This window comes from Domibacillus mangrovi (assembly GCF_001906925.1).
Classification (GTDB): Bacteria; Bacillota; Bacilli; order Bacillales; family Domibacillaceae; genus Domibacillus; species Domibacillus mangrovi.
Genome location: NZ_MRWQ01000002.1, coordinates 1 through 22,486, shown reverse-complemented (window position 1 = coordinate 22,486; position 22,486 = coordinate 1). Strand labels below are relative to the sequence as shown.

Sequence of the window (22,486 nt, the reverse complement as noted above, 5' to 3'; positions counted from 1 at the left end):
GGCCGCGGAATGGGGTTTTTAACAATAAAAGATATTACCTACACGTATCAAGGAACAAGTCCTGTCGTCAATGGAGTGAATTTGGCCATTGAAAAAGGAGCGTTTCACTGTTTATTAGGGAAAAGCGGATGCGGGAAGACTACCTTGCTAAAACTTGCATCAGGCTTATTAAAGCCGGATAAAGGATGTATACAGTTGAATGGAAAAGACATGGCCGAGCCTTCTCATGAATGCGGATTTGTTTTCCAGTCACCTACCCTCTTAGAATGGAAAACAGTCATGGATAATGTCCTGCTCCCTATCACTCTTAGACGAAAGCTAACGGAAGAGGACCGGGCGCATGCTGCCGCTTTACTGGAAATGATCGGCCTGTCTGCTTATCATAATAGGTATCCAACACAACTATCGGGAGGACAGCAAAGCCGTGTTGCTTTAGCAAGAGCGCTCATTCAAAAACCGCCTATGCTCTTTTTAGATGAACCCTTTGCTGCCTTAGATGCCATTACGAGAGAAGAATTACAAGAAGATTTATTAAGAATCTGCCAGCTGCAAAATACAACGGTGCTTTTTATCACACATGATATTTCAGAAGCTGTCTACTTATCAGACCGTGTTGCTGTCATGGATAAAGGCAGCATTATCTATGAGGAAGAAGTGAATCTGGCAAAGCCACGTACGATGAAAATGAGATATGGTTCGTACTTTAACGATCTTTGTTTAACAGTACGCCAAATTATGAGTGAGGCGCGATTATGAAAAATATTCGATTGTATTCATTCTTGCTCTTTATCCTCCTGCTTGCTTTATGGGAAGTAAGAGCTGGCAACATGTCAGAACTTGTACTCCCTGCCCCTTCTGTCATCCTTCATACACTGATAGAGGGACTAATGAATGGATATTTTACAGCACATATTATTCGGACGACCCTAGAGATTGTACTGGGCCTAACTTTAGGGAGTCTTTTTGGATTTATTATCGGTATTTTAATGGGGGAAAGCGAATTTTTACGCAAGCTTCTTTCTCCCTATATCATCGCCAGCCAAGCGGTTCCTAAACTCGCTTTGGCTCCCTTGTTTATTCTATGGTTTGGCTTTGGTATGACGTCTAAAGTTATCATCACAGCGCTCATTTGCTTTTTCCCGCTGCTGGAAAATACGATGTCTTCCATTCAGTATGTGGACAAGCAAAAATTAGAATTGTTTCGTATGCTTAAAGCCAGCCGATGGCAAACATTGATTCATTTAAAAATCCCGGCAGGTCTGTCCGGCATTCTATCCGGACTCCGTGTAGCGGTTGTACTGGCTGTAGTAGGTGCGGTAATAGGTGAATTTATTGGCGGCAGTGAGGGACTTGGAGCATTGATTATTGCGTCCCAAGGGATGATGGATACGCCCTTAATGTTTGCTTCCTTAATCTTACTAACCATTATCGGAATGGTCCTTTATCAGCTTGTTAATATAGCAGAAAAAAGATGGTTAAAACTATATATGAAGGAGACAAAAAAATGAAAACGAAAAATATATTTGCTTTATTATTGTCCGCAGCAGTATTTATGACGGCTTGCGGTGCACAGGAACAAAAAACGGAAGCACCTAAAACAGAAGAGATGGAAAACCTCCGGGTAGCCAGCTGGAGCCAGCCGATCACTGAGCAAACAAACTTGCTCGTAGATGAGGAAAAAGGATATTTTAAAGAAAACGGCTTGAATGTCACCGTTATTCCTGGAGCCGGCGGAGGAGATGCGATTAAAAACATTCTTTCTGGACAAGCAGATGTTGCCTTTACTGATCCTGGCTCTCTATATTTTGCTTTGGATAAAGGAGAAAAATTAAAGGTTCTTTATAATGTCTATCCTCAAAATGTATTTAACATTGTTTCACTGAAAGAAAAAAACATTACAAAGCCTGAAGATTTAAAAGGCAAAACGATTGGTGTGTATAGCTTGGCAAGCGGAACCCGTCAGAATCTGCTTGTGATGCTGAATCAAGTTGGTCTTTCTGAAAAAGATGTCAAAATTGTTGAAACAGGCCTTCTAAACTTTGCACCTCTCATGCAGGGACAAGTAGATGCCACAGCTGCAACTGATACTGGACTTGTTATTGGAAAACAAAAAGGCTTAGGCGATGTCAACGTGTTAGAAGTAAAAGACTACTTGAACATTCCAAGTGATATTTTTGTTGTGACAGAGAAAACGTTTGAAGATAAGAAAGATGTACTAGAGAAGTTTTTAGAAGCTTATCAAACTAGCGCGCAATGGATGATTGATTATCCCGAAGAAGCTGCTTCATTAGCAAAAGAATATGCGATCGATGGAAAAAACGAGGAGCTAAACTTAGAAATCATTAAACTTCGCAATGCATCAAGCATCTCAGAACGAACAGAAGAGCAAGGCTTGGGTACACTTGATGCAGCCATTTTGCAACAAGGTGCAGACACGTATCAAAAACTAGGCTTAGTTGAAAATAAGCTCAATATGGAAGAGGTTATAATAGAGGAACTGATTCCTACAAAATAATGGAGGGCAATATGGGGAAATTTCAAAGCAAAGTGGTGCTTGTCACAGGAGCTAGTCGGGGAATTGGCGCTTCTATTGCTCGTGCTTTTGCAGCAGAGAAAGCATCTGTTGTCGTCAATTACCTTCAAAACAAAGAGGCCGCTGAAAAGGTTGTGGCATCCTGTCTAGAACTGGGGGGGGATGGCTGGGCTATTCAAGCTGACGTTACATCTGAAAACGCTGTAAATGATATGGTCGAACAGGTGTTGTTAGAAATGGGAAGAATAGACGTGGTCGTTAATAATGCATTTACACCGTATTCCTTTAATCCTGATGAGCGTAAGTTGGCTTGGGAGCTAAAATGGGAAGATTATCAGAAGCAAATTGACGGAGCTTTACGATCCACTCATTATATGTGCCAAGCGGTTCTTCCTTTTATGAAAAAACAGAGTCAGGGAAGCATCATCAATGTGATCAGCAACTTGGTTGAGAGACCTATTGTCCCCTATCATGAATACGGCACCGCGAAAGCGGCACTGCAGGGATATAGCCGTAATTTAGCAGCAGAGCTCGGCCCTTTTGGCATTAGAGTCAACTGTGTCGCACCAGGAATCGTATATCCTACGAGTGCCAGCAAGCATACAAAAGAAGAAGTGAAGGAAATGATTATGGCACAAACCCCTCTTCGGAGAATTGCGCTTCCTGAGGATGTGGCGGGGCCGGTTTTGTTTCTAGCTTCTGATTGGAGCAAGTTTATGACCGGACAGACTTTGTTTGTCGATGGCGGCTTTGTGATGTAACGACAGTGCTTACATGTATGTGAAAAGTTTCCTTCATCTTTTTGAAGAAACATTATTAAAAAAGTGTTTAAATAACGATCACCATATAATCAGCAATGGCCAGCCCCTCCCGATCATACTAGTCGGGAGGGGCTTTTGTGTCCTTAAATTAAAGCTTTACACAAGAAATTTGAATTTTATCGCAGATTAATGGGCAGTAAGACCTCCGCTTCAAGACTTCTAAAAGAACAGAAGGATAAACGCGGGGGATAGCGTAACGCAGACTAAGATCGTCACGTCCTGTGACAACGTCTGCATGATTCACATCGTGTGAACCTAACCCCCACTGAATGAAGTTTCACTTTATTTATACATCAACCGAGCCATGATTTATGCATCAGAACCGTCTGATTTAGTAACCATGTTGACAAAATAGGTGAAGAATATTAAAGTTATGTTAACCATTTATTTATTTAGGTTTACTTAATTAGAGACAGGTAGCTGAAAAAGGGGAGTATCCGCGATTAATTAGATAATTGTTTCGATTTTTTTGTAGCTATTTACAGCAGCCTGTTAGCAGACCATTTGGTTGATAGATCGTTAAATATTGTACGATTTATAGATATTATAAGATGAGTGCGGCTATTTCACTAATAAGGACGTTGAAACAAATGTAAGGGGGGAGATAAAAGGTATGCAAGAGGAAAAGTATTATAGCGTTAGAATGAGAGCTGCCAAGAATGGATCTCATGAGCAGGGGGGGAAACATATTTCTGGCGGGGAAATACTTTCAACTTTTAGCGATATGAGACATGCGGTGAATGCCTTATTGGAAAAGGGCTTAACTCATTCAAGGGGAAAACCAGATTTTATGCAGATTCAGTTTGAAGCTATTGACGAGCCTATAAAACGGGTTAAGCCGTTACAAATTGAGTCAAATGAAGTGGAATCCGTAGAAATAGGACAAGCATTGTCTTGGCGACTCTTGGAGAAGGCTGGTATTCAGGAACAAATCATTGAAAAAGCGTATAAACATATGACTGAATGTTCAGGCATTAGGGGCGCCCTATTGATTGATGTTCATTCAGGTGAACGAATGGATGATCGGAAAGAAAAGGGCGTACGTGTTTCCAGAATGGACTGGTTGAACACTAATTTTGAAAAATGGGCTGACTACTACAATAATCCTAAAAATTTGAGAGTGAAAGAGGCGCTTGTGCTTGCAACAAAGGTAAGTGAGCATCCAGCTACTGTCGCAGAACTATGCTGGTCAGATGACCCTGAATATATAACAGGGTATGTTGCAAGTAAAAAGTTAGGCTATCAACGTATCACTAAGCTGAAAGAATACGGAGATGAACGAGGCTGTCGAATTTTCTTCGTTGATTGCTTGGAAGATCTGAAGGAATACATACACTATCTAGAAAAAGAGACTATTTTAGTTCAATGGGAGGAAGAGGATGACAAAAGAATTAATTGAAAAAAGTAAAAAGCATCTTTGGCTGCCTTTCACTCAAATGAAAGATTACGATGAAAATCCTTTAATTATTGAGAGTGGAAATGGCATTAAAGTAAAAGATATTTATGGAAAGGAATATTATGATGGATTCTCTTCTGTTTGGCTCAATGTACATGGCCATCGTAAAAAGGAATTAGATAATGCGATTAAGAAACAGCTTGAAAAAATCGCTCATTCCACATTGTTAGGCATGACAAATGTTCCAGCAACGGAGCTTGCTGAAAAATTAATTGAAATCACTCCTGAAAAATTGACACGCGTCTTTTATTCAGATAGTGGAGCAGAAGCAATGGAGATTGCGCTAAAAATGGCCTTTCAATATTGGAAGAACATAGGGAAGCCAGAGAAAAAAAAGTTTATTGCGATGCAAAATGGCTATCATGGCGATACGATTGGCGCTGTAAGTGTTGGTTCAATTGACCTTTACCATCATGTATACGGACCATTAATGTTTGAAAGTTTTAAGTCACCAATACCTTACGTATATCACTCAGAAAGTGGCGATCCTGCACAATGTCGCGACGAATGTTTAGTTGCACTTGAACAGTTGCTTATTAAAAATCATCAAGAAATAGCAGCGCTATCCATTGAATCGATGGTGCAAGGGGCTGCCGGTATGATTATTATGCCAGAAGGTTTTTTGGCAGGTGTACGTGAGCTTTGTACAAAATATGATGTTTTAATGATTGTGGATGAAGTTGCGACGGGCTTTGGCCGTACCGGGAAAATGTTTGCCTGTGAACATGAGGGTGTGCAGCCAGACTTGATGGCAGCTGGGAAAGGGATTACAGGAGGCTATTTACCAATCGCTGCAACGTTTACAACAGAGGAGATCTACATGGCCTTCTATGATGACTACGAAAAGTTAAAAACCTTGTTCCACGGCCATTCTTATACGGGAAATCAACTCGGATGTGCGGTTGCCATTGAAAATTTACGTTTGTTTGAATGTGAAAAAATCGTGGAACAAGTAGCCGAAAAAGCAGAGGATCTTCAATTACTCCTTCATGAGCTGCAACCACTCCCTCATGTGGGCGATATTAGGAAACTCGGTTTTATGTGTGGAATCGAGCTCGTTCACTCCAAGGAAACAAAAGAAGCCTTTTCTGCTAAAAAACGAGTAGGCTATCACGTTACCTTAAAGATGAGAGAGCTTGGTATGTTAACGAGGCCACTCGGTGATGTTATTGTCTTTATGCCCCCGCTTGTCAGTACGAGGGAAGAATTAAAAGAAATGGTAGCGATCATGAAAGAAGCCATCATTGAGGTAACAAATGAGGTAACACGTGCTGAAGTTTGATAAATGGTTAAACGAACGATTAGATAAGACGAAAGAGGCTGGTTTGCATCGAACGTTACGAACAATGAATACGGCTCCCCGACCTGAGATGTGTATAGATAGTCAGCAGCAAATTGTCTTTTCATCAAATAATTATTTAGGGCTGGCGAATAATGAACGATTGGTCAATGCAGCAGGAACGGTACTGCACGAGTTTGGAGTAGGCAGCAGCGGTTCAAGGTTAACGACAGGAAATTCTAAGTGGCACGAAAAACTCGAAAATCGAATCGCGAGCTTTAAACAAACGGAAGCAGCCCTTCTGTTTTCAAGCGGCTATTTAGCGAATGTTGGTGTACTGTCATCTTTACCTGAAAAAGGGGACGTACTTTTAAGTGATCAATTAAATCATGCGAGTATAATCGATGGTTGCCGTCTATCAAAAGCTGAAACAGTCATTTATAACCATGTTGATATGGAGAATCTGGAAGAAAAACTGAAAGAAACAGGATCTTATCAGCACCGTTTTATTGTAACAGATGGAGTATTTAGTATGGATGGAACGATTGCGCCGCTTGATAAGATTATGTCACTTGCTAAACGCTATGATGCTTTCGTTATTGTTGACGATGCACATGCAACAGGTGTTTTAGGTGAGAACGGCCGGGGAACTAGTGAATATTTTGGTGTTTTTCCAGATGTAGTGATAGGCACTCTAAGCAAGGCCATTGGCACGGAAGGTGGTTTTGTCGCTGGTTCGAAGGTGTTCATTGATTTTCTGCTAAACAATGCTAGAACGTTTATCTATCAAACCGCCATCCCGCCATCCATCTGTGCTGCTTCGTATGCAGCTTTGGAGATTGTTGAACATAGTAAAGAAGAGCGTCAATTGTTGCTATCAAAAGTAAAACAAATAAAAACGAGTTTAGAAGAAATAGGTTATACCGTGAAGGGAGGGCATACACCGATTATTCCAGTGATCATTGGGGATACCCAAAAGACTGTAACATTTGCGAACAGATTACAGGAAAAAGGAATATATGCACCGGCTATTCGTCCGCCAACTGTAGCAAAAGGAGAAAGTCGTATTCGGTTAACGGTCACCACGGACCATCAATTTAAACAAATAGATTATTTATTAGAATCATTTAATTTAATTGGAAAAGAGTTGAACATAATTAAATGAAGGGTTTATTTGTAACAGGAACGGATACTGGGGTAGGGAAAACAATGATATCTTGTGGACTTGCAGCGGTATTAAAAGAGAAAAAGATGGATGTTGGGGTATTTAAGCCATTGTTAAGTGGCATTTCGCGAGATCATCCAGAAAGCGATACAAGCTTGCTAAAGCAATCGTCACAAACGGCTCTTACCTATGAAGACATTACTCCTTTTGCATTCAAGGAGCCGCTTGCTCCGTACGTGGCAGGGAAGCTAGAAGGGAATGAAGTTAGAATTGAAGATGTATTGCGCTGCTGGGAAAAGATTAAAGGAAAACACGAATACTTCATCGTAGAAGGTGCTGGTGGTATTTCAGTGCCGCTAGGTGAAAATTTCCTCGTCAGTCATTTAATTAAAGCTTTACATCTCCCAATTGTTATTGTAGCTCGACCTAATCTCGGTACGGTCAATCATATTTTTTTAACTGTTCAATACGCAAAAAGTATCGGTCTTACGATTGCTGGAATTGTGATAAATGGAATAAGCGATCATCCCGACCTCGCAGAAAAAACAAACCCGAACGTAATTGAAGAATTATGCGGTGTGCCCATTATAGGTATCACACCTAAGCTTAAAGAGATAACAAAACTGAACATTCGAAAAATGGTAAATGATCATGTGGATGTAACATTTCTACTAAATCAAATGAAGGCGAAAATTAATTAAATAGTTGAAGAGCACATTAGTAAAAATAACATAATGAGGGGAAAGAAATGACAAACGGTTTACATTTAGAAGCATTGAAAACAATCCAAAGTTCACTTACTTCTCCTGAGTTTTTAAACAACCCTTATCCATTTTATGATAAGCTACGTTCGGTTAATCCTATATGCTGGGGAAATTCGTTGAAATATCCGGGATGGTATGTAACTGGTTATGAAGAAGCGGTAGCGATTCTTAAAGATACGAGATTTCAAAATCGTATCCCGCTGCCTCAGACGTCAAAAAAATATGAACATCTTAAACATATACAGAACGACATGATGCTTTTTAAAAATCAACCTGATCATAAGCGGTTACGTATGCTGGTCAGTAAAGTATTTACCAAGGGAGTTGTAGAATACTATCGTTCTTACATAAAAGAAACGGTTGATGGATTACTTAATCAGGTACAGCATAAGAAAATAATGGATATTGTGTCGGATTTTGCGTTTCCTTTAGCTAGCCTCATTATAGCTAAAGTATTAGGAGTACCAGCAGAAGAGCGGCATCAATTTAGAGAATGGACTGTAACGTTAATTCAAACAATTGATTTTACACGATCGAGAAAGGCGTTAGCAAGCGGTAACGATACAACCAAGATGTTACTCGTTTATTTTAGAGAATTGATTCAAAAGCGGAAACAAAACCCTCAAGATGACCTCATTAGTATGTTGATTAAAGAGGAACAGCAGGGTGACACATTAACAGACGAGGAATTACTGGCAACCTGTATTTTACTCGTCATTGCAGGGCATGAGACGACAGTAAATCTCATTAGCAATTCGATCCTTTCCTTATTGAACCACCCTGAGCAACTAATAGAGCTAAAGGAAAATCCATCATTTATTGAAAAAGCAATCGAGGAGTTTTTACGATATGAGAGCCCAACACAGATGACAGCCCGTATGGCATCAGAAGATATTGAGCTGAATGGAACGACCATTAAGAAAGATGAACATGTATACATCTTTATAGGTGCCGCCAATCGTGATCCAAAAAAATTCATTGATGCTAATGTACTTGATATAACGAGGAATCCTAATCCTCATCTTGCATTTGGCTACGGCAGTCACTTTTGTTTAGGTTCTTCATTGGCGCGTATAGAAGCACAAATTGCTATTCATACACTCCTGCAGCGATTCTCTAACTTTCAACTAGTTACTCTGGATCCAAAGTGGCGAAAACTTACCGGTTTTAGGTCACTAGAAGAACTGTCCATTACTTTTGACTAAGGTAGGATTTACAGTTTAATATAATGGTGAAAATATTTTGAATGTTTCCTAAATATTAACTTATTTTCCTTCATTAATCTATTTATAGAGCTTGTTTTGAACAAACTTTTTTCAAAACAAGCTCTTTTTTATTTTAAACGAACAAATGAAGGGAGTGAAAGCTCTCCCAAATCTGACCTTACTCTCTAACCCTAAATGGTATTCTTGCTTGGTCATGATATGGGCTTCTCATTTGTTTTAGGTCAAGTATACGTGACCTTATTTTTCTGTCCAGATAAGTGTAGAGATCCATTGAAATAGCGGCTTCTATCGTGGAGTTTTAATATAGATGTAGTCCTTAACTACATTGAGGGCTCTTTTTTGTACATAAGGCAAAATCAAAATACTTGATTTATTATATGGAAGAGAGTATATTAATTGATGCATCAACTATTGATGTATCAATTATAATTCTAACGTATGAAAAGGAGGATATTTCTTGACGAATTCGTGTTCTGAGGAAGCTTCTATTTTATATACATTGTACTGCATCAATAAACAGATTAGTTCAAAATTCGAAAGTTGTATTGGAATGAGTCAATCAAGACATGATATCTTACAACAGCTTTATCAAGTTGATGAAATTAGTCAAACAGAACTTCAAAAAAAGGTCAACATTGACAGCGCTGCGATTACCAGGCATTTAAAGCAACTTGAAGCGGTGGAGATGATTTTAAGACGCAAAAATCCAGAGGATAATAGGTTTACTCTCGTCTGTCTTTCAGATCATGGTCGCAAAAAAATTAATTCTTATCAAGCTGAAAAAGCTCGTTTCGTCACTCTCGTGTTTAAAGATTTTAAAGAAGAAGAACGTCAAGAGTTAATGGATATGCTGACACGTATTCAAAATAATATAAGCCAAGTCTAATTTAATGCTTGCATAGTTACAAATTGAAATGAAAATAGCTTCATCATTAAACTATTTAAAGTTAAAAAGAGGAGAATATCAACCATGACTACAGCACAAAAAACAAATGACTTCAAAGAAATTATCACAGGACGCCATTCAATTAAAAATTACGATAAATCTGTAAAAATTAGCCGTGAAGAAATGACAGAAATACTTACAGTAGCAACACTTGCTCCATCTTCAATTAATATGCAACCATGGCGCTTCCTTGTGATTGATAGTCCTGAGGGAAAAGCAACACTTGCACCACTTGCTCGCTTCAACCACAATCAAGTCGAAACATCATCTGCCGTAATTGCCGTATTTGGCGATATGAACAATTTTGAAAATGCTGAAGAAATTTACGGTAAAGCAGTGGAGACAGGGCTTATGCCTTTAGAAGTAAAAGAAAATATATTAGCTTCAATTTCTGGATATTACGAAACGATCACACGAGAAGAGATGAAAGAGGTCGTTCTAATTGATGGTGGTCTTGTGTCTATGCAACTAATGCTTGCAGCCCGTGCTTATGGATATGACACAAATCCAATAGGCGGTTATGAAAAAGACCAAATAGCAGAAGCTTTCGGATTAGATAAAGATCGCTACGTTCCAGTTATGCTAATTTCAATCGGGAAAGCAGCAGATAAAGGCCGTAACTCCGTTCGTCTTCCGATTGATAAAGTCGCACAATGGAAGTGATTTTTTATCCCGCATTAACGGGCAGTAAGATCCCCGCTTCAAGACTACGAAAAGAAAAGAAGAATAAGCGGGGGATCAACTGTCCGTAAAAGCCCGATTGGTTCGGGCCGGCTGAAGCCGGTCACTCAGGTATTGCCGCAGGATGCGGTGCTCTTTACCTGAGTTCTTTTTTTATTCAGTGGGGGATGAAGAAAACCCCCACTGAATGAAGAGGATGCGGTGCTCTTTACCTGAGTTCCTTTTTATTCAGTGGGGGATGAGCGGAACGCAGACTAAGATCGTCACGTCCTGTGACAACGTCTGCATGATTCACATCCTGTGAACCTAACCTTCCACTGAATGAAGTTTCACTTTATATGTAACAGGCACAATTAAAATACAGCTGTATTCAAGTTACATTTACGTGCTGTATCTTCATAGCCAAGCTGTTCTTTTAGCTTAGCGATTTGATCATCGGTCATCCGTTTTTGAAGCAATGTTAAGAAAGCGGTAATTTGTTTCATAGAGGCATCTTCTTTTTTAGATTGTTTGGTCGTACTTACAATCTACAAGAGAGGTGCTTTTTTGTCTATTTTTTAGGATACTACTGGATAATTACCACGGATGTTATTTTATAATAGTATATAACTAGGTATTAGGTTATAATAAAATGTATAAATATGTTTAATTGAATGAGATTTATTTTTAATTTACATAATTTAACACTTTTTATATATGGGGGCGTTACAGTGAAAAAAAGTTTACATTTAAAAATGATTTTCATCTTTTCATCAATTATTTTGTTATCATGTATAGTTATTTCCTATTCAAGTTACACTTCCTCTGTTAGTTTAGTGAAGGACTCTTTAAGTGGAATGGCAGGTACAATTGCTCAGCAAGCAGTGAAATTAATAGATCCAACTAAGTATCAGCAAGAAATAACATTAGAGACCGGTGAAACGACATACTACAAAGAATTACGCGAAGAATTAAATAGTCTACGGGAAAATACTGGGCTAACTTATCTATTTACAATGGCTCGTGAAAAGACTGAAAAGGGCTATGAGTACTTCTATATGGTAGATGGCCTGCCGATGGATGATGCAGACGCATCACAAATGGGGGAAAAAGAAAATGTAGAACAGTATCCAAAGATCATTAATGCTTTTGAAACAGGGACTGTACAAATTGAAATGTCCAATACAGAGGAACATGGAGCTCTTATTACTACATATGTTCCACTAAAATCTACTTCTGGTGAAATCATTGGAATCTTAGGAGCAGACTTAGACGCCGCGCAAGTGTATGATTCAATGGCCGCAAATCAGAAAAAAGGCATTCAAACAACGATCCTTATTTTGTTCGTTAGCGTGATTATAGTCTATATTTTTTCTTACTATTTAGTTAAGCCTTTAAAAGACTTATCAAGAAAAGTTATACTGATCGGCGAAGGAGATCTCTCTATTAGACTAAAAACAAAAAGAAGTGATGAGATCGGTGTGTTGACTAATTCATTTCACCAGATGGCAAATGATTTAAAAAAGATTATTTCTAGCATACACTCCAGCTCTGATCAATTAGTGAACGCCTCTTCTCAATTATTAGAAAACACAAACGAGGTAAAAGAAGGAAATTGGCAAATTGCCGTTACAATGCAGCAACTATCAAAAGAGGCAGACGACCAAGCAGATTCTACAAGTAAAGTATCAGAAATGATGGGAGATATTACTCATCAACTACAAAAAGCAACGGGTGAAGGGGAAATGCTTGATCGATCATCAAGAAACGTTATGGAACTTACGAAGAACGGTTCGTACTTGATGAATGAATATGAAACACAAATGGATACGATTCATCAAAAAGTTATTGAATCAATTGATAAAGTAAGAAGATTAGATGCACAATCTAAGGAAATCTCAGCGTTAGTTCAGATGATTCAAGACATTGCAGATCAGACAAATTTGCTGGCATTAAATGCTGCGATAGAAGCTGCACGAGCAGGAGAACATGGTAAAGGGTTTGCTGTTGTAGCGGAGGAAGTAAGAAAATTAGCCACTCAAGTAACTGGATCGGTTGAAAACATTGTCAAGATTGTTGAAGGTGTTCAGCATGAATCAAGTCAAACGATACAAGTATTGGAACAAAGCTTTACGCAAGTAGTGGAAGGAGCAGATAAAGTAAAAAATACAAAAGGAACATTTGAGGAAATCAATCATTCTGTCTTAGACATACAAAAACAGGTACAATCAATTTCAGAATACTTAAAGTTGATCTTTAAACAAAGTGAAGAAATTAATCAGTCATTGGATCATGTAGCTTCAATCGCTGTAGAATCTTCAGCGGGTATTGAACAGACATCGGCCTCTGTACAACAATCAACAAGTGTCATGGATGAGATTGTAATACGCTTTACATCTGTTGCCCATTTAGCTGAGGAGTTAAATCATTCTGTGGGTCACTTTAAATTGAGCGAAGAAATAGATGCTAATTAATATCTACAATGAAATACCGACATTCCGCGATACATCTGGCGGGGGCGCCCGCTGTCACACATAGGTTTATAAGAATGTTACAGATAAAAGAATACAAAACTGTATGAAAAATAATGGATAGAGAAAAGGAATAAGTGTCGGCAGGGAACATAGGTAACCTTAAATAAGGTAGTTTATCGAAACGGAACGAATGTTTATTTTGATCGGAATTATATGTTATTATTAAAAAACAGTGAATATTCTACAATTTCATTGTTGTTAGTTTTTGTATAAATTCTTATGATTTGTAAAATAAGAATTAAATTATAATGGAAAGCGAGTGAGAGAGATGGAGAATACACAATTGAGTTTTGGACAGAAAGAGGCGCCTGTAAAGGTTGAAGTATTTTTAAATTTAACGTGCCCTTATTGCGCCACATTTTTTGGTATTGCGGAAGAGGTGCTAAAAGACTATTTAGACAAGGGACAAGTTGAATTCATTGTCAAACATTATGATAAGCCGAGAGAAATGCTGTTAAATGGAACGTTAATCAACCTCTTCCTTGATTATGAGAATCCATTGCGTGTAAAAGAAATCTTAAAGGAATTATTTGAAACACAAGGACAATGGGACCAATTGAATAATCAGGAAATCAAAAATGTGTTAGCGGAAAAATATCAATTAAAAGAAGAACCGCAAAACATCGAAATCAGCTTAAAGGTAACGGCAGAGGCCATCCGCAGAAATGTGAAAATGGTGCCTACTGTTTTTATTAATAACAAAGAATATCAATATCCTACAGAATTATCTGCAGATGAATTGAAAGCGGAAATCGAGGCGGCAATCGTTAGTAAAATCGTATAACTCATTACCCTTTCATTCAGTGGGGGATAGCGGGGAACGCAGACTAAGATCGTCACGTCCTGTGACAACGTCTGCATGATTCCCATCCTGTGAACCTAACCCCCAACTGAATGAAGTTTCACTTTATGAGGTTTGTCGGTATCTGATCAAATAGTCACTTTATCCCCTTACTATCCGAAGATTCAAATGAAAATGGAATTCCAATCATTCGAGCCGTCAATTCATCGTAGGATACTAAATCTTTTTTAGACAACTCTTTTAAAGAGCGTTTTCCCATCGCTCTTAAGGCCATTTCGATTTCTTCTGTACATGAAGTTAAGAATTTTTCTGCGGACTTAACCCCATCTTCGACTTTGAATTGATCCTTGAATTTTCCGTTATACCAGACACCTTGTGTAGGTGGTTCAAATGGAATGGGATTCAAGGACTGAGTATGTGAGACAGCAAATAACATCGAGGAGCCCAAATATACGGCATCAGCCCCGAGTGCAAGTACTTTTAAAAAATGTCCAGGCACTAAAAGTCCCCCTGAGACAATTAAACTAATTTTTCCTTTGAGCTTTCGTTTTTCGAGATGATTAACCGCCCGAACAACTCCATGTAATGTTGGAATTCCAAAGTCATCACTTAAAATAGGCGGTGACTCTTTCATGGCTGCCTGTCCACCATCAATCGCAATAAAATCGACACCCATTTCAATTAAATGATCAATATCTTCTTCAATTTTCCCCCCGGTCCCTATTTTCACCCCGATAGGAACACCACCTGATAGGTTCCGGAGTTTCTCAACAAGTGCTGTAAGATCTTCTACTGTTTGATTTTCATAAAATTGCTCAGAAATCACTGCATCTTCATTTTCCTTAAGCCCCATTGTTTCACGAGCCGGACCTGTTAAATCTTTAGGTGGGATTTTCTTTCCTATCCCGAACACAGAACCTTGTCCTAACTTAATTTCAATCATGTCAGCACGCTTGATAATGTCAACATCCTTTGCCCATTTTGTTTTGGAAAACTGTAAAATATATTTTCCAGCTGTGTCTAATTCTTCTGGCAAAATTCCGCCTTCACCAGAATTAATCGCGGTTCCTACATTTTTTGCTGCTTCTGCTAAAGAAAGCCTTGCTTGTTCACTTAGTCCAACCCCGTAGCCCATCCCGCTGATCATAAGCGGAATTTTTATTGGCATTGGTTTTTTTGCTAGTGGCCCAATGGTTATTTGTATATCGACATCTTCTTTACCATCAATGGGAAATGGTTCCGTCTGTGCAGGGATAAATGTAATCTGATCAAGGTGCGGCCATTTTTGTGAAGAGCCACCAAGCGGGCGAAAAAGGACATTACCTGTCTGCGCACGCAAGCTATTTTCCAGCATATTTTGAATGCCCATATGCCGAAGCCCTGGCATTAACTCCATAATATTTTCTTGATAGCTGTCGGTTAAAGTGATTTTTCCAGCTTTCTTCACTATTTGTTTCATAATCCAACGCCAAAAAACAAGCATAAATAAAGCTAGGACAAATAATATGGATATCATTATAAACGTCAAATAAAATAATATGTTTGGCATAATCACTTCTCCATAATTACATAAATTTCATACATAGATCGTTCCTATTATTAAGTCATAAAGCCATGGTCATATAATGAAAAAGAAAAAGTTTTCATTACAAGCACAGACACTTAAATAAATGAACTATTTTGAAAAAACGTCCAATGTCAATCGCAATATAAGTAACATCCAAATCAATTAAATGATCAATGTTTTCTTCAATTATGCCACCTGTCCCTATTTTTATACGAATCGGAACTCTGTTTGCTATTTTCCGCAGTTTCTTAATAAATTCTTTAATTTGGAGAAACGGTTGAGTATGTTTTCATGCGATTTTTTACAAATAAGGCAGAGGTATGGACAATCGTCTTAATTATTTATTTAATCTGTCAGGTGTCGTTGACGTTAAAAGCGATTAAGGAATGTTTGAAAGATGACATTGATTGAACGGAAAGGTGAGTTGATGATCCCTTTAAAGGGGAACATCATCTCCGTAGTACTCTCGTTGACAAAGGTTTATCGTTTATCAAAAATTCTTGAGCGCGTGTTTTGATTAGAGGGAAAAGGCTTTAAAAAGAAAAGACATTAACGTATTTCAATGTTTTCAATCGTTAAGAGCGATTGATTCCAATTTCTGTTCATCGCTTGTGTAGAGGCCCACAAGTTTCCGAGCAGTTTTGCCATCATTTGTTTGGAAGGAATGGTCGCGTATTGCTGAAAATAAACGAAATACTGCAAATGAAGAAACGCGGCAGCGGGCAAGTGAATGTACTGCAAATAATAGCGGTTTTCCGTAATGGTGGCGATGGAATAGGATTCAAATCCGGATAAAAAACGGGTCCGCTGGCTGTTATATGTGTTTTCAATGAAGTGAACGGTCTGAATGACAGCTGGATCATCTTCTCCATCGGCATTTGCGATTCGCAGTTGCTTACTTAACGAGATATTATCCAGATTATCGGCAAATACGGTTGTATGGACAAATGCTTTATCAAAATCAGTCATTTGAGACGTGAAACCCGAATTGGCTAAATAATCGGCAAGTTTTAACGTTGTGTTTACGTCCACATAAGAAGGACGGTGAACGTGCCGGGTGTATTTAACGTCGGTCAATGTGTTGCATTCCCAGCGAATAGCGAAATACCACTGTTTCTTGTCATCCATCATCACGGAATGAGAATGTGTTTGATGACGGTAAACAGTAAATCGTACTGGATGATCAAACATATAAGGTTGGACATGAACCTGTTTATATCCAGATAAAATACCCGGATGTTCAATGGGGACGACAATATCGCTATACATCAAGAAAAACACTCCTTTGCACTTGTGAATAGGGCCTTCTTATGTAGATTTGAATGATGAAAAACAACCATCCAATTTAACATACAGGATGGTTGTTGCGTCGTTTAATATGTGATTTCTTTCAGGTCTTCTATACCTACTTCAGTCCGTTCTTCCCCCAGCCCGCGTAAATGGACAGTCGCTGTTTTCCCATTTTCATGAACTTCATCAATCCAGACGGAAACACCATTAAATTGAACTTCCACATTGGATGATGGAGTAGATACAATTTGTTTTGCTCGTACTAATTCCATACGATCCCCTCCTCAGGCGTAACAGCACTTTATTTTTTTCGTGCGTTTTTTCGATCCCGGTTAGTGATTCCAGTCAGCTCAGTGGAAAACTCTTCATTTAATTGGTCTGGAAGAATTTTTGAATGTTTTGGTGTTTGCGGCAACGAATTTTTATTGCGGTTGCCTTTTTTATTCCCATCTCTCCCCATATTCTGTCATCTCCTTTTGCTTAATGAACGTCGGGTGCGGGTATTCCCGCTTTTATAGTATGAGAAGAAGAAATAAAATTATTAGTGGATTCTTCTTGAATATGTACTTATTTATGGATCAATATCGTTCTAATTAAATCTTCACAAAAAACGTTTTCGACTACTTGGTGGTGGCAGCATACAGCTTTCTTTTTTCCCAAACCATTTATAACGATTCTTGGCAATCCAATCATAGACGATATGCCGAATTGGGCTTGGAATAAGGATAAAGATATAAAATAATTTCCATGCTCCTTGTAGATGGCGGCAAATCATCAGCGCGGCAGACGATTTATAATACGTCTTTTCTTTCTCCATTAAAACCATACTGTCTATATCTGTAGGAATATTGTGCTTCTTTAGCAATTTTTGGCCTGCTTCACTTTGAAGGGAAGCAAAGTGAAAAAGTCCTTTCGGATCCCGCTTTATAATGAACTGTACACTCGAATCACAAAAGTTACATTCGCCATCAAATAAAATGATCAAATTCATTTTATTCCTCCTAAAGAAAGTAGTATAGGATCATCATCTTGTTTAGAAGGTCCTTTTTGAGTATGTAAGAGCAGGGCGTAAATCTCTACCTTATACGATTACGTTAACCAGCTGTCCCTTTATAAAAAAGGCTTTTGAAAATTAAAATGAAGGAACCACCATTATACTTGAAAAATAAAAAACAAAAAACAATTGATCAACAAGAGTGGAATAAATATGTAAATGATAACGGGTCTACAATGGTTTAAATAGGGTAAGCTAAAAGACATGAGTACTTTTAGACCTTGTCAATGATAAAAGTACCAATACTGAACACGATGTATTAGGCATTATTATAGCAGATAAAAAGGGAGAACTCACAACATGACTAAACAAAAATGTATAGCAATGCTCCTCGCGGGAGGAAAGGGGAGCCGATTAGAACAATTGACTGAACACATAGCAAAACCAGCGGTGCCATTTGGAGGGAAATATCGTATCATTGATTTTCCACTATCCAATTGTGCCCATTCAGGAATTTATACGGTCGGCATTTTAACTCAATATGAGCCACTTGTGTTAAACACATATATCGGTATAGGCAGTGCATGGGACCTTGACCGCCGTAATGGCGGGGTAACGGTTCTTCCACCATACACTAATTCATCTGAAGTGAAATGGTATTCGGGTACGGCCAATGCCATTTATCAAAACTTTGATTATATAAAACAATATGACCCAGAGCATGTTTTAATTTTATCAGGTGACCACATTTATAAAATGAATTATGATTTGATGCTTGATTATCATATGGAGAAAGGAGCAGATGCAACGATATCTGTTATTGAGGTACCGTGGGAGGAAGCAAGCCGTTTTGGCATTATGAAGATAGATGATTCTTATCGCGTGACGCGTTTTGATGAAAAACCGAAAAACCCGGCAAGCAATCTTGCCTCAATGGGTATTTACATCTTCAAATGGTCCGTAATGAAAAAATATTTGGAACAGGATGCTCATAATCCAGATTCAACCAATGACTTTGGCAAAGATGTGATTCCGGCAATGCTTACGGATCATAAGAAATTGTTTGTTTATCCATTTAAAGGATACTGGAAAGACGTTGGAACGCTTAAAAGTTTATGGGAAGCAAACATGGATTTGCTGGACCGAGAAAAGACATTGGATTTATATGACCCTTCATGGTGCATTTATTCGGCACATTCCAATCAGCCGCCGCAAATGATGGGATATAACGCGGTTGTCACCCATTCGCTTGTAACTGGAGGGTGTATCATTGATGGAGAAATTCAGCATTCGGTTGTGTCCCAAGGTGTTGAAGTGGAAAAAGACGTTTTTGTGAAAGATTCCGTTATTATGCCAAATGCACAGATTGGACGTGGCTCTATTATTGAACGAGCGATTGTAATGGAAAACCTTCAAATACCGGAAAATACAGTAATTTATAATGATTCAGCTGATATATTGCTCATCACAGAGGCTTTCTTAATAACACATAAACAGGAAATGGCGGAGTATGAAGAAAAAAGCGGATGACATCTTGCTACTCTATGTTACATCATTCAAAGCTCGTTTCATCTTGGAGGATGGACCGGGCTTTACATGATGCTTCCCTCCCCGCCGTTTAAAGAAACAAAACTTCTCTATATGAACTTTACGTTTTTCTGGATAAGCTATCTTATTTTGAAAAACATATGTATGAGGAAAGGATTGTTTACTATGAAGATTTTAGAATGAGCATAAATGGAATAAGGGAAAATAATTGAAATTGTCAGGAGCCTATGTTCTTATAGAGGGTGGGCTGTTAATATTTTTAGTACATAATCCGAATTTTTGAGGTGAGGGTATAGGTTATAAAGCAATTGTACTGGATCTATCTAGAAGGCACGGTGTTGAATAAAGGTAATACGGTGGATAGGGAACGCTGAAAAAGTACTCAATGGAGCTTAAAGAAGGAGACGTTTCAGACGTTAAAAAGAAAGAGCCTATTGCAAAGCCATAGGTTCTTTTCGCAAACGCCCCACTTGCAATATTTCGGATGTTTGACATTTCGATATGGTAACGAGTGTAGATTATGAAAGGAGGAGCATAACATGAACGAAGTCATTCATGTGTTGAACAACCATCGTTCGGTTCGCGATTTTCAACAAAAACCTGTAACGGAACATCAAATCGATGTCATGATGAGAGCGGCTATGGCAGCGCCGAATTGGGCGAATGGACAACAAGTGACGATTATTGAAATCCAAAATAAAGAAACGCAACATGAACTGTCGATTCTCGCAGGCAATCAAACATGGGTAAAGGAAGCGCCTGTTTTTTTTGTTTTTTGCTTAGACTTTTACCGGGCAAAGCTGGCAGCAGAAATAAACAATCGACCATTGGAAATCGTCCATAATATTGAATTTGCGCTTGTTGGATCGACAGACGTCGGCATTGCGTTATCGAATACGATAGCGGCTGCTGAATCAATGAATCTAGGCATTGTTCCCGTTGGAGGGATTCGTAAAGATCCTCAAAAAGTGATTGAAATGCTAGATTTGCCTAAGTATGTTTTTCCTGTGGCGGGACTTGCAGTGGGGCATCCAGAGGGCCTGCCAGATCAGAAGCCAAGACTTCCCATTCGTGCAGTTCACCATAAGGAAAAGTACGATAAAGAACATGTACAACGTGACATAAATAAATATGATACGACGTATAGCAGCTATTTAAGCGAGCGAACGGATGGAAAAGAGTCGGCGAATTGGTCCGAAAAAACAGCAGCTTTTTACGATACCGGCTTTGAAGCATACGAAAAAAATGTGCCTCCTGCGTTAAAAAAACAAGGTTTTACATATTGGTGAAAACAGAAGTATGTTAAAAAGTGGGGTCTTACTGCCCGTAGATGAGGTCATAGGCAGTGCGAAAAAGGATAGATCAAAGCGGATGTGTTCGGCTTTGATCTATCCTTTTCTTTCGCCTTGTTTACGATCATTCAAGGCAAGTTTTTATCCTTTATTCTTGAGACGAATGACTTCTTGTTGAAGCCACTCTTCAAACACCAACCAATTCTCTTCTGCTGGACGCGTCAAAAATTCCTGGTAGCAAATGGAGTGGAGCCCAGAGAGCATCCCATATGTTATTCCTTTGTTGAATTCATCATCCTGCTGCTTGTCCAATTCCCGAGACTTCATCCATTTTTCAATTAAGTGGACCTTTGCTTTTTCATATTCAGTCATCCTTATACCCCCAGTTTGTCCATTTTGTTCACAATTCCATTTTACCACATGATGATCCAAATACTCTACTCTTAGTGAAATAGGCTATCCATTTTAGTAGTTTCATAGGAAATAGCGACATAGTTTGACCTTGAAGTTTATTTGTTAAATATTATGGAGATAGATGATTTGACAAGCTCTTTTTGTCAGTTTGAAATCACTTTGAATGTAAGATATATACATTAAAAAATAATTAAGCGGAAACATTTCAGAGGGAAAGAATGGAATGACAAAAGAATTTTACACGGCAATTCAAGAAAGACGTTCTTACTATGGGATTAACAAAGAGGTACGAGTATCTGATGGAAGACTAAAAGAAATTGATTACTTTAAAATCAGGCTGATAGGAAATAGAGCCTTCTGAAACATGTTTCACATTCGGATTGTGTTCCAGCTGCCGTATTTGAAATTCATTGAATATCCTTTTACTCATGCTCATGTCCTCTACTCATTTTGTTATGTTCATTATAAACGGGTTTTTTCGCCAAAACACAAAAAGCCCCAAATAGGGACTTTTTTAAGTGTCCACCATTTGGGGTACAGTTCATAACAAGTAGAAAATGCCTGTTTTAAATCATACTTTTTTGACGAAATTTTTTAAACCAACCCGCGATGTTTTTTAACCAGCTTGAATGTTCAGCAGTCCCTGAGGGTTGAACAGTTGTTTCTTTTGAAAATTTTGAATTCTCTTTAATTGTATTTGGAGTAGATTTACTTTGGTCCCCGTAATGTTTTGGAAGCTGTGTTTGGAGTTTCAAACTAGACTTTGTTTCATGAGTCTCTAATACAGGTAATGATAGTGAGGCCGACGTTGGTTTTGTTTGATTTTGGCTGTCTGTCGTTTTTGCTGGTTTTTTCCCCCCGCATCCACAGCCAGAAGACCTTCTAACTATTCTCCTTGCTTTAGCGGGGCTTCTCGAATAGTAGCTTTTACTTGATGATTTAGGTGAAGATAGTTTACTCATCTTGGTTTCCCCCCTTACTTTAGTTTTTACTTGGTCGTTCCTTGTGTTGGGGCATTAGAAAAGTGACGGTCATATTAGCATGTTGGAAGAGTGATAGTACCGGTAAGTGATACTACAGTATTTTCACAAGGAGTAGTTGCAGTGCTTGCCACGTCTAGAGCGCTAACAAAAGCACTATTAAAGAATCCGTCAACACAAGGATCAGAATCTGTCACACATCTATAACAAATGAC

24 protein-coding genes and 1 pseudogene are annotated in these 22,486 nt (G+C 38.5%); 16 read left to right on the top strand and 9 right to left on the bottom strand.

Annotated features, from left to right (window positions below; genetic code table 11):
• The first annotated feature begins 9 nt into the window (after nucleotides 1–9).
• From BLL40_RS02850 to BLL40_RS02800, 11 genes are all read left to right on the top strand, one after another.
• Complete coding sequence (locus BLL40_RS02850; protein WP_073710415.1) at nucleotides 10–756, top strand: ABC transporter ATP-binding protein; 747 nt, start codon at nucleotides 10–12, stop codon at nucleotides 754–756.
• The gene (locus tag BLL40_RS02845; protein WP_073710414.1) at nucleotides 753–1,508 is read left to right on the top strand and encodes an ABC transporter permease; all 756 of its coding nucleotides are present in this window, start codon (nucleotides 753–755) and stop codon (nucleotides 1,506–1,508) included. The genes BLL40_RS02850 and BLL40_RS02845 overlap by 4 nt, the downstream gene beginning before the upstream one ends.
• A complete protein-coding gene (locus tag BLL40_RS02840; RefSeq protein ID WP_073710413.1) occupies nucleotides 1,505–2,515 on the top strand; it encodes an ABC transporter substrate-binding protein in 1,011 nt (336 codons plus the stop codon). Before BLL40_RS02845 ends, BLL40_RS02840 begins: the two co-directional genes overlap by 4 nt.
• Nucleotides 2,516–2,526: 11 nt before the next feature.
• Nucleotides 2,527–3,294 (top strand): 3-oxoacyl-ACP reductase, encoded by a 768-nt coding sequence (locus tag BLL40_RS02835; protein ID WP_083566234.1) that lies wholly within the window; start codon nucleotides 2,527–2,529, stop codon nucleotides 3,292–3,294.
• Between the two features lie 673 nt (nucleotides 3,295–3,967).
• Nucleotides 3,968–4,753 carry a 6-carboxyhexanoate--CoA ligase gene (gene bioW, locus BLL40_RS02830; RefSeq protein ID WP_073710411.1) on the top strand — a complete coding sequence of 262 codons (786 nt, stop codon included), beginning with the start codon at nucleotides 3,968–3,970 and terminating at the stop codon, nucleotides 4,751–4,753.
• Nucleotides 4,734–6,092 (top strand): adenosylmethionine--8-amino-7-oxononanoate transaminase, encoded by a 1,359-nt coding sequence (gene bioA / locus BLL40_RS02825; protein ID WP_073710410.1) that lies wholly within the window; start codon nucleotides 4,734–4,736, stop codon nucleotides 6,090–6,092. The genes bioW and bioA overlap by 20 nt, the downstream gene beginning before the upstream one ends.
• A complete protein-coding gene (gene bioF / locus BLL40_RS02820; protein ID WP_073710489.1) occupies nucleotides 6,082–7,254 on the top strand; it encodes an 8-amino-7-oxononanoate synthase in 1,173 nt (390 codons plus the stop codon). Before bioA ends, bioF begins: the two co-directional genes overlap by 11 nt.
• Nucleotides 7,251–7,955 (top strand): dethiobiotin synthase, encoded by a 705-nt coding sequence (bioD, locus tag BLL40_RS02815; protein WP_073710409.1) that lies wholly within the window; start codon nucleotides 7,251–7,253, stop codon nucleotides 7,953–7,955. Before bioF ends, bioD begins: the two co-directional genes overlap by 4 nt.
• Nucleotides 7,956–8,002: 47 nt before the next feature.
• Nucleotides 8,003–9,223 carry a cytochrome P450 gene (locus BLL40_RS02810; protein WP_073710408.1) on the top strand — a complete coding sequence of 407 codons (1,221 nt, stop codon included), beginning with the start codon at nucleotides 8,003–8,005 and terminating at the stop codon, nucleotides 9,221–9,223.
• A 478-nt stretch (nucleotides 9,224–9,701) separates the two neighbouring features.
• Complete coding sequence (locus BLL40_RS02805) at nucleotides 9,702–10,130, top strand: MarR family winged helix-turn-helix transcriptional regulator (protein ID WP_073710407.1); 429 nt, start codon at nucleotides 9,702–9,704, stop codon at nucleotides 10,128–10,130.
• Between the two features lie 84 nt (nucleotides 10,131–10,214).
• Nucleotides 10,215–10,853 carry a nitroreductase family protein gene (locus BLL40_RS02800; protein WP_073710406.1) on the top strand — a complete coding sequence of 213 codons (639 nt, stop codon included), beginning with the start codon at nucleotides 10,215–10,217 and terminating at the stop codon, nucleotides 10,851–10,853.
• 371 nt (nucleotides 10,854–11,224) lie between these two features.
• On the opposite strand, the gene BLL40_RS17965 is transcribed toward BLL40_RS02800, so the two are convergent.
• On the bottom strand, nucleotides 11,225–11,356 hold the full coding sequence (locus BLL40_RS17965) for a hypothetical protein (protein WP_281247228.1): 132 nt from the start codon (nucleotides 11,354–11,356) through the stop codon (nucleotides 11,225–11,227).
• A 225-nt stretch (nucleotides 11,357–11,581) separates the two neighbouring features.
• Between BLL40_RS17965 and BLL40_RS02795 the strand changes: the two genes are divergently transcribed.
• Nucleotides 11,582–13,324, top strand: coding sequence for a methyl-accepting chemotaxis protein (locus BLL40_RS02795; RefSeq protein WP_159434181.1), 1,743 nt, complete (start codon nucleotides 11,582–11,584; stop codon nucleotides 13,322–13,324).
• A gap of 343 nt (nucleotides 13,325–13,667) precedes the next feature.
• Nucleotides 13,668–14,168: a thioredoxin domain-containing protein gene (locus tag BLL40_RS02790; protein WP_245797881.1), complete on the top strand. Its 501-nt coding sequence runs from the start codon at nucleotides 13,668–13,670 to the stop codon at nucleotides 14,166–14,168.
• A 154-nt stretch (nucleotides 14,169–14,322) separates the two neighbouring features.
• Here the strand turns inward: BLL40_RS02790 and BLL40_RS02785 are convergent, their stop codons facing one another.
• The 5 genes from BLL40_RS02785 to BLL40_RS02765 all read right to left on the bottom strand — a co-directional run bounded on the left by BLL40_RS02785 (nucleotide 14,323) and on the right by BLL40_RS02765 (nucleotide 18,034).
• Complete coding sequence (locus BLL40_RS02785) at nucleotides 14,323–15,735, bottom strand: FMN-binding glutamate synthase family protein (protein ID WP_073710404.1); 1,413 nt, start codon at nucleotides 15,733–15,735, stop codon at nucleotides 14,323–14,325.
• Nucleotides 15,736–16,302: 567 nt separating this feature from the next.
• The gene (locus BLL40_RS02775; protein WP_143180079.1) at nucleotides 16,303–17,025 is read right to left on the bottom strand and encodes a hypothetical protein; all 723 of its coding nucleotides are present in this window, start codon (nucleotides 17,023–17,025) and stop codon (nucleotides 16,303–16,305) included.
• Nucleotides 17,026–17,126: 101 nt separating this feature from the next.
• Complete coding sequence (locus BLL40_RS02770; protein WP_073710403.1) at nucleotides 17,127–17,315, bottom strand: H-type small acid-soluble spore protein; 189 nt, start codon at nucleotides 17,313–17,315, stop codon at nucleotides 17,127–17,129.
• A gap of 29 nt (nucleotides 17,316–17,344) precedes the next feature.
• Nucleotides 17,345–17,503 (bottom strand): YfhD family protein, encoded by a 159-nt coding sequence (locus BLL40_RS17060; RefSeq protein ID WP_143180078.1) that lies wholly within the window; start codon nucleotides 17,501–17,503, stop codon nucleotides 17,345–17,347.
• A 141-nt stretch (nucleotides 17,504–17,644) separates the two neighbouring features.
• A complete protein-coding gene (locus tag BLL40_RS02765) occupies nucleotides 17,645–18,034 on the bottom strand; it encodes a thiol-disulfide oxidoreductase DCC family protein (RefSeq protein WP_073710402.1) in 390 nt (129 codons plus the stop codon).
• A 363-nt stretch (nucleotides 18,035–18,397) separates the two neighbouring features.
• On the opposite strand from BLL40_RS02765, the gene BLL40_RS02760 reads away from it, so the two are divergent.
• Together BLL40_RS02760 and BLL40_RS02755 are read left to right on the top strand one after the other, a co-directional pair.
• The gene (locus tag BLL40_RS02760; protein ID WP_073710401.1) at nucleotides 18,398–19,567 is read left to right on the top strand and encodes a glucose-1-phosphate adenylyltransferase; all 1,170 of its coding nucleotides are present in this window, start codon (nucleotides 18,398–18,400) and stop codon (nucleotides 19,565–19,567) included.
• 557 nt (nucleotides 19,568–20,124) lie between these two features.
• Complete coding sequence (locus BLL40_RS02755; protein WP_073710400.1) at nucleotides 20,125–20,874, top strand: NADPH-dependent oxidoreductase; 750 nt, start codon at nucleotides 20,125–20,127, stop codon at nucleotides 20,872–20,874.
• Between the two features lie 144 nt (nucleotides 20,875–21,018).
• Here BLL40_RS02755 and BLL40_RS02750 read toward each other — a convergent pair whose 3' ends face one another.
• Nucleotides 21,019–21,249, bottom strand: coding sequence for a hypothetical protein (locus BLL40_RS02750; RefSeq protein ID WP_073710399.1), 231 nt, complete (start codon nucleotides 21,247–21,249; stop codon nucleotides 21,019–21,021).
• A gap of 265 nt (nucleotides 21,250–21,514) precedes the next feature.
• On the opposite strand from BLL40_RS02750, the pseudogene BLL40_RS17690 reads away from it, so the two are divergent.
• Nucleotides 21,515–21,628: pseudogene (locus BLL40_RS17690) on the top strand (nitroreductase family protein); the annotation flags it as partial.
• Here BLL40_RS17690 and BLL40_RS17960 read toward each other — a convergent pair.
• Nucleotides 21,599–21,721 (bottom strand): hypothetical protein, encoded by a 123-nt coding sequence (locus BLL40_RS17960; RefSeq protein ID WP_281247232.1) that lies wholly within the window; start codon nucleotides 21,719–21,721, stop codon nucleotides 21,599–21,601. The pseudogene BLL40_RS17690 and the gene BLL40_RS17960 overlap by 30 nt on opposite strands.
• 136 nt (nucleotides 21,722–21,857) lie before the next feature.
• On the bottom strand, nucleotides 21,858–22,253 hold the full coding sequence (locus tag BLL40_RS02745) for a hypothetical protein (RefSeq protein ID WP_073710398.1): 396 nt from the start codon (nucleotides 22,251–22,253) through the stop codon (nucleotides 21,858–21,860).
• Nucleotides 22,254–22,486 lie beyond the last annotated feature (233 nt).

Coding starts and splice junctions, on each gene's coding strand:
- BLL40_RS02850 (WP_073710415.1), top strand. CDS start 10: ATGGGGTTTTTAACAATAAAAGATATTACCTACACGTATCAAGGAACA.
- BLL40_RS02845 (WP_073710414.1), top strand. CDS start 753: ATGAAAAATATTCGATTGTATTCATTCTTGCTCTTTATCCTCCTGCTT.
- BLL40_RS02840 (WP_073710413.1), top strand. CDS start 1,505: ATGAAAACGAAAAATATATTTGCTTTATTATTGTCCGCAGCAGTATTT.
- BLL40_RS02835 (WP_083566234.1), top strand. CDS start 2,527: ATGGGGAAATTTCAAAGCAAAGTGGTGCTTGTCACAGGAGCTAGTCGG.
- bioW (WP_073710411.1), top strand. CDS start 3,968: ATGCAAGAGGAAAAGTATTATAGCGTTAGAATGAGAGCTGCCAAGAAT.
- bioA (WP_073710410.1), top strand. CDS start 4,734: ATGACAAAAGAATTAATTGAAAAAAGTAAAAAGCATCTTTGGCTGCCT.
- bioD (WP_073710409.1), top strand. CDS start 7,251: ATGAAGGGTTTATTTGTAACAGGAACGGATACTGGGGTAGGGAAAACA.
- BLL40_RS02810 (WP_073710408.1), top strand. CDS start 8,003: ATGACAAACGGTTTACATTTAGAAGCATTGAAAACAATCCAAAGTTCA.
- BLL40_RS02800 (WP_073710406.1), top strand. CDS start 10,215: ATGACTACAGCACAAAAAACAAATGACTTCAAAGAAATTATCACAGGA.
- BLL40_RS17965 (WP_281247228.1), bottom strand. CDS start 11,356: ATGAAACAAATTACCGCTTTCTTAACATTGCTTCAAAAACGGATGACC.
- BLL40_RS02785 (WP_073710404.1), bottom strand. CDS start 15,735: ATGCCAAACATATTATTTTATTTGACGTTTATAATGATATCCATATTA.
- BLL40_RS02770 (WP_073710403.1), bottom strand. CDS start 17,315: ATGGAATTAGTACGAGCAAAACAAATTGTATCTACTCCATCATCCAAT.
- BLL40_RS17060 (WP_143180078.1), bottom strand. CDS start 17,503: ATGGGGAGAGATGGGAATAAAAAAGGCAACCGCAATAAAAATTCGTTG.
- BLL40_RS02765 (WP_073710402.1), bottom strand. CDS start 18,034: ATGAATTTGATCATTTTATTTGATGGCGAATGTAACTTTTGTGATTCG.
- BLL40_RS02760 (WP_073710401.1), top strand. CDS start 18,398: ATGACTAAACAAAAATGTATAGCAATGCTCCTCGCGGGAGGAAAGGGG.
- BLL40_RS02755 (WP_073710400.1), top strand. CDS start 20,125: ATGAACGAAGTCATTCATGTGTTGAACAACCATCGTTCGGTTCGCGAT.
- BLL40_RS02750 (WP_073710399.1), bottom strand. CDS start 21,249: ATGACTGAATATGAAAAAGCAAAGGTCCACTTAATTGAAAAATGGATG.
- BLL40_RS17960 (WP_281247232.1), bottom strand. CDS start 21,721: ATGAGTAAAAGGATATTCAATGAATTTCAAATACGGCAGCTGGAACAC.
- BLL40_RS02745 (WP_073710398.1), bottom strand. CDS start 22,253: ATGAGTAAACTATCTTCACCTAAATCATCAAGTAAAAGCTACTATTCG.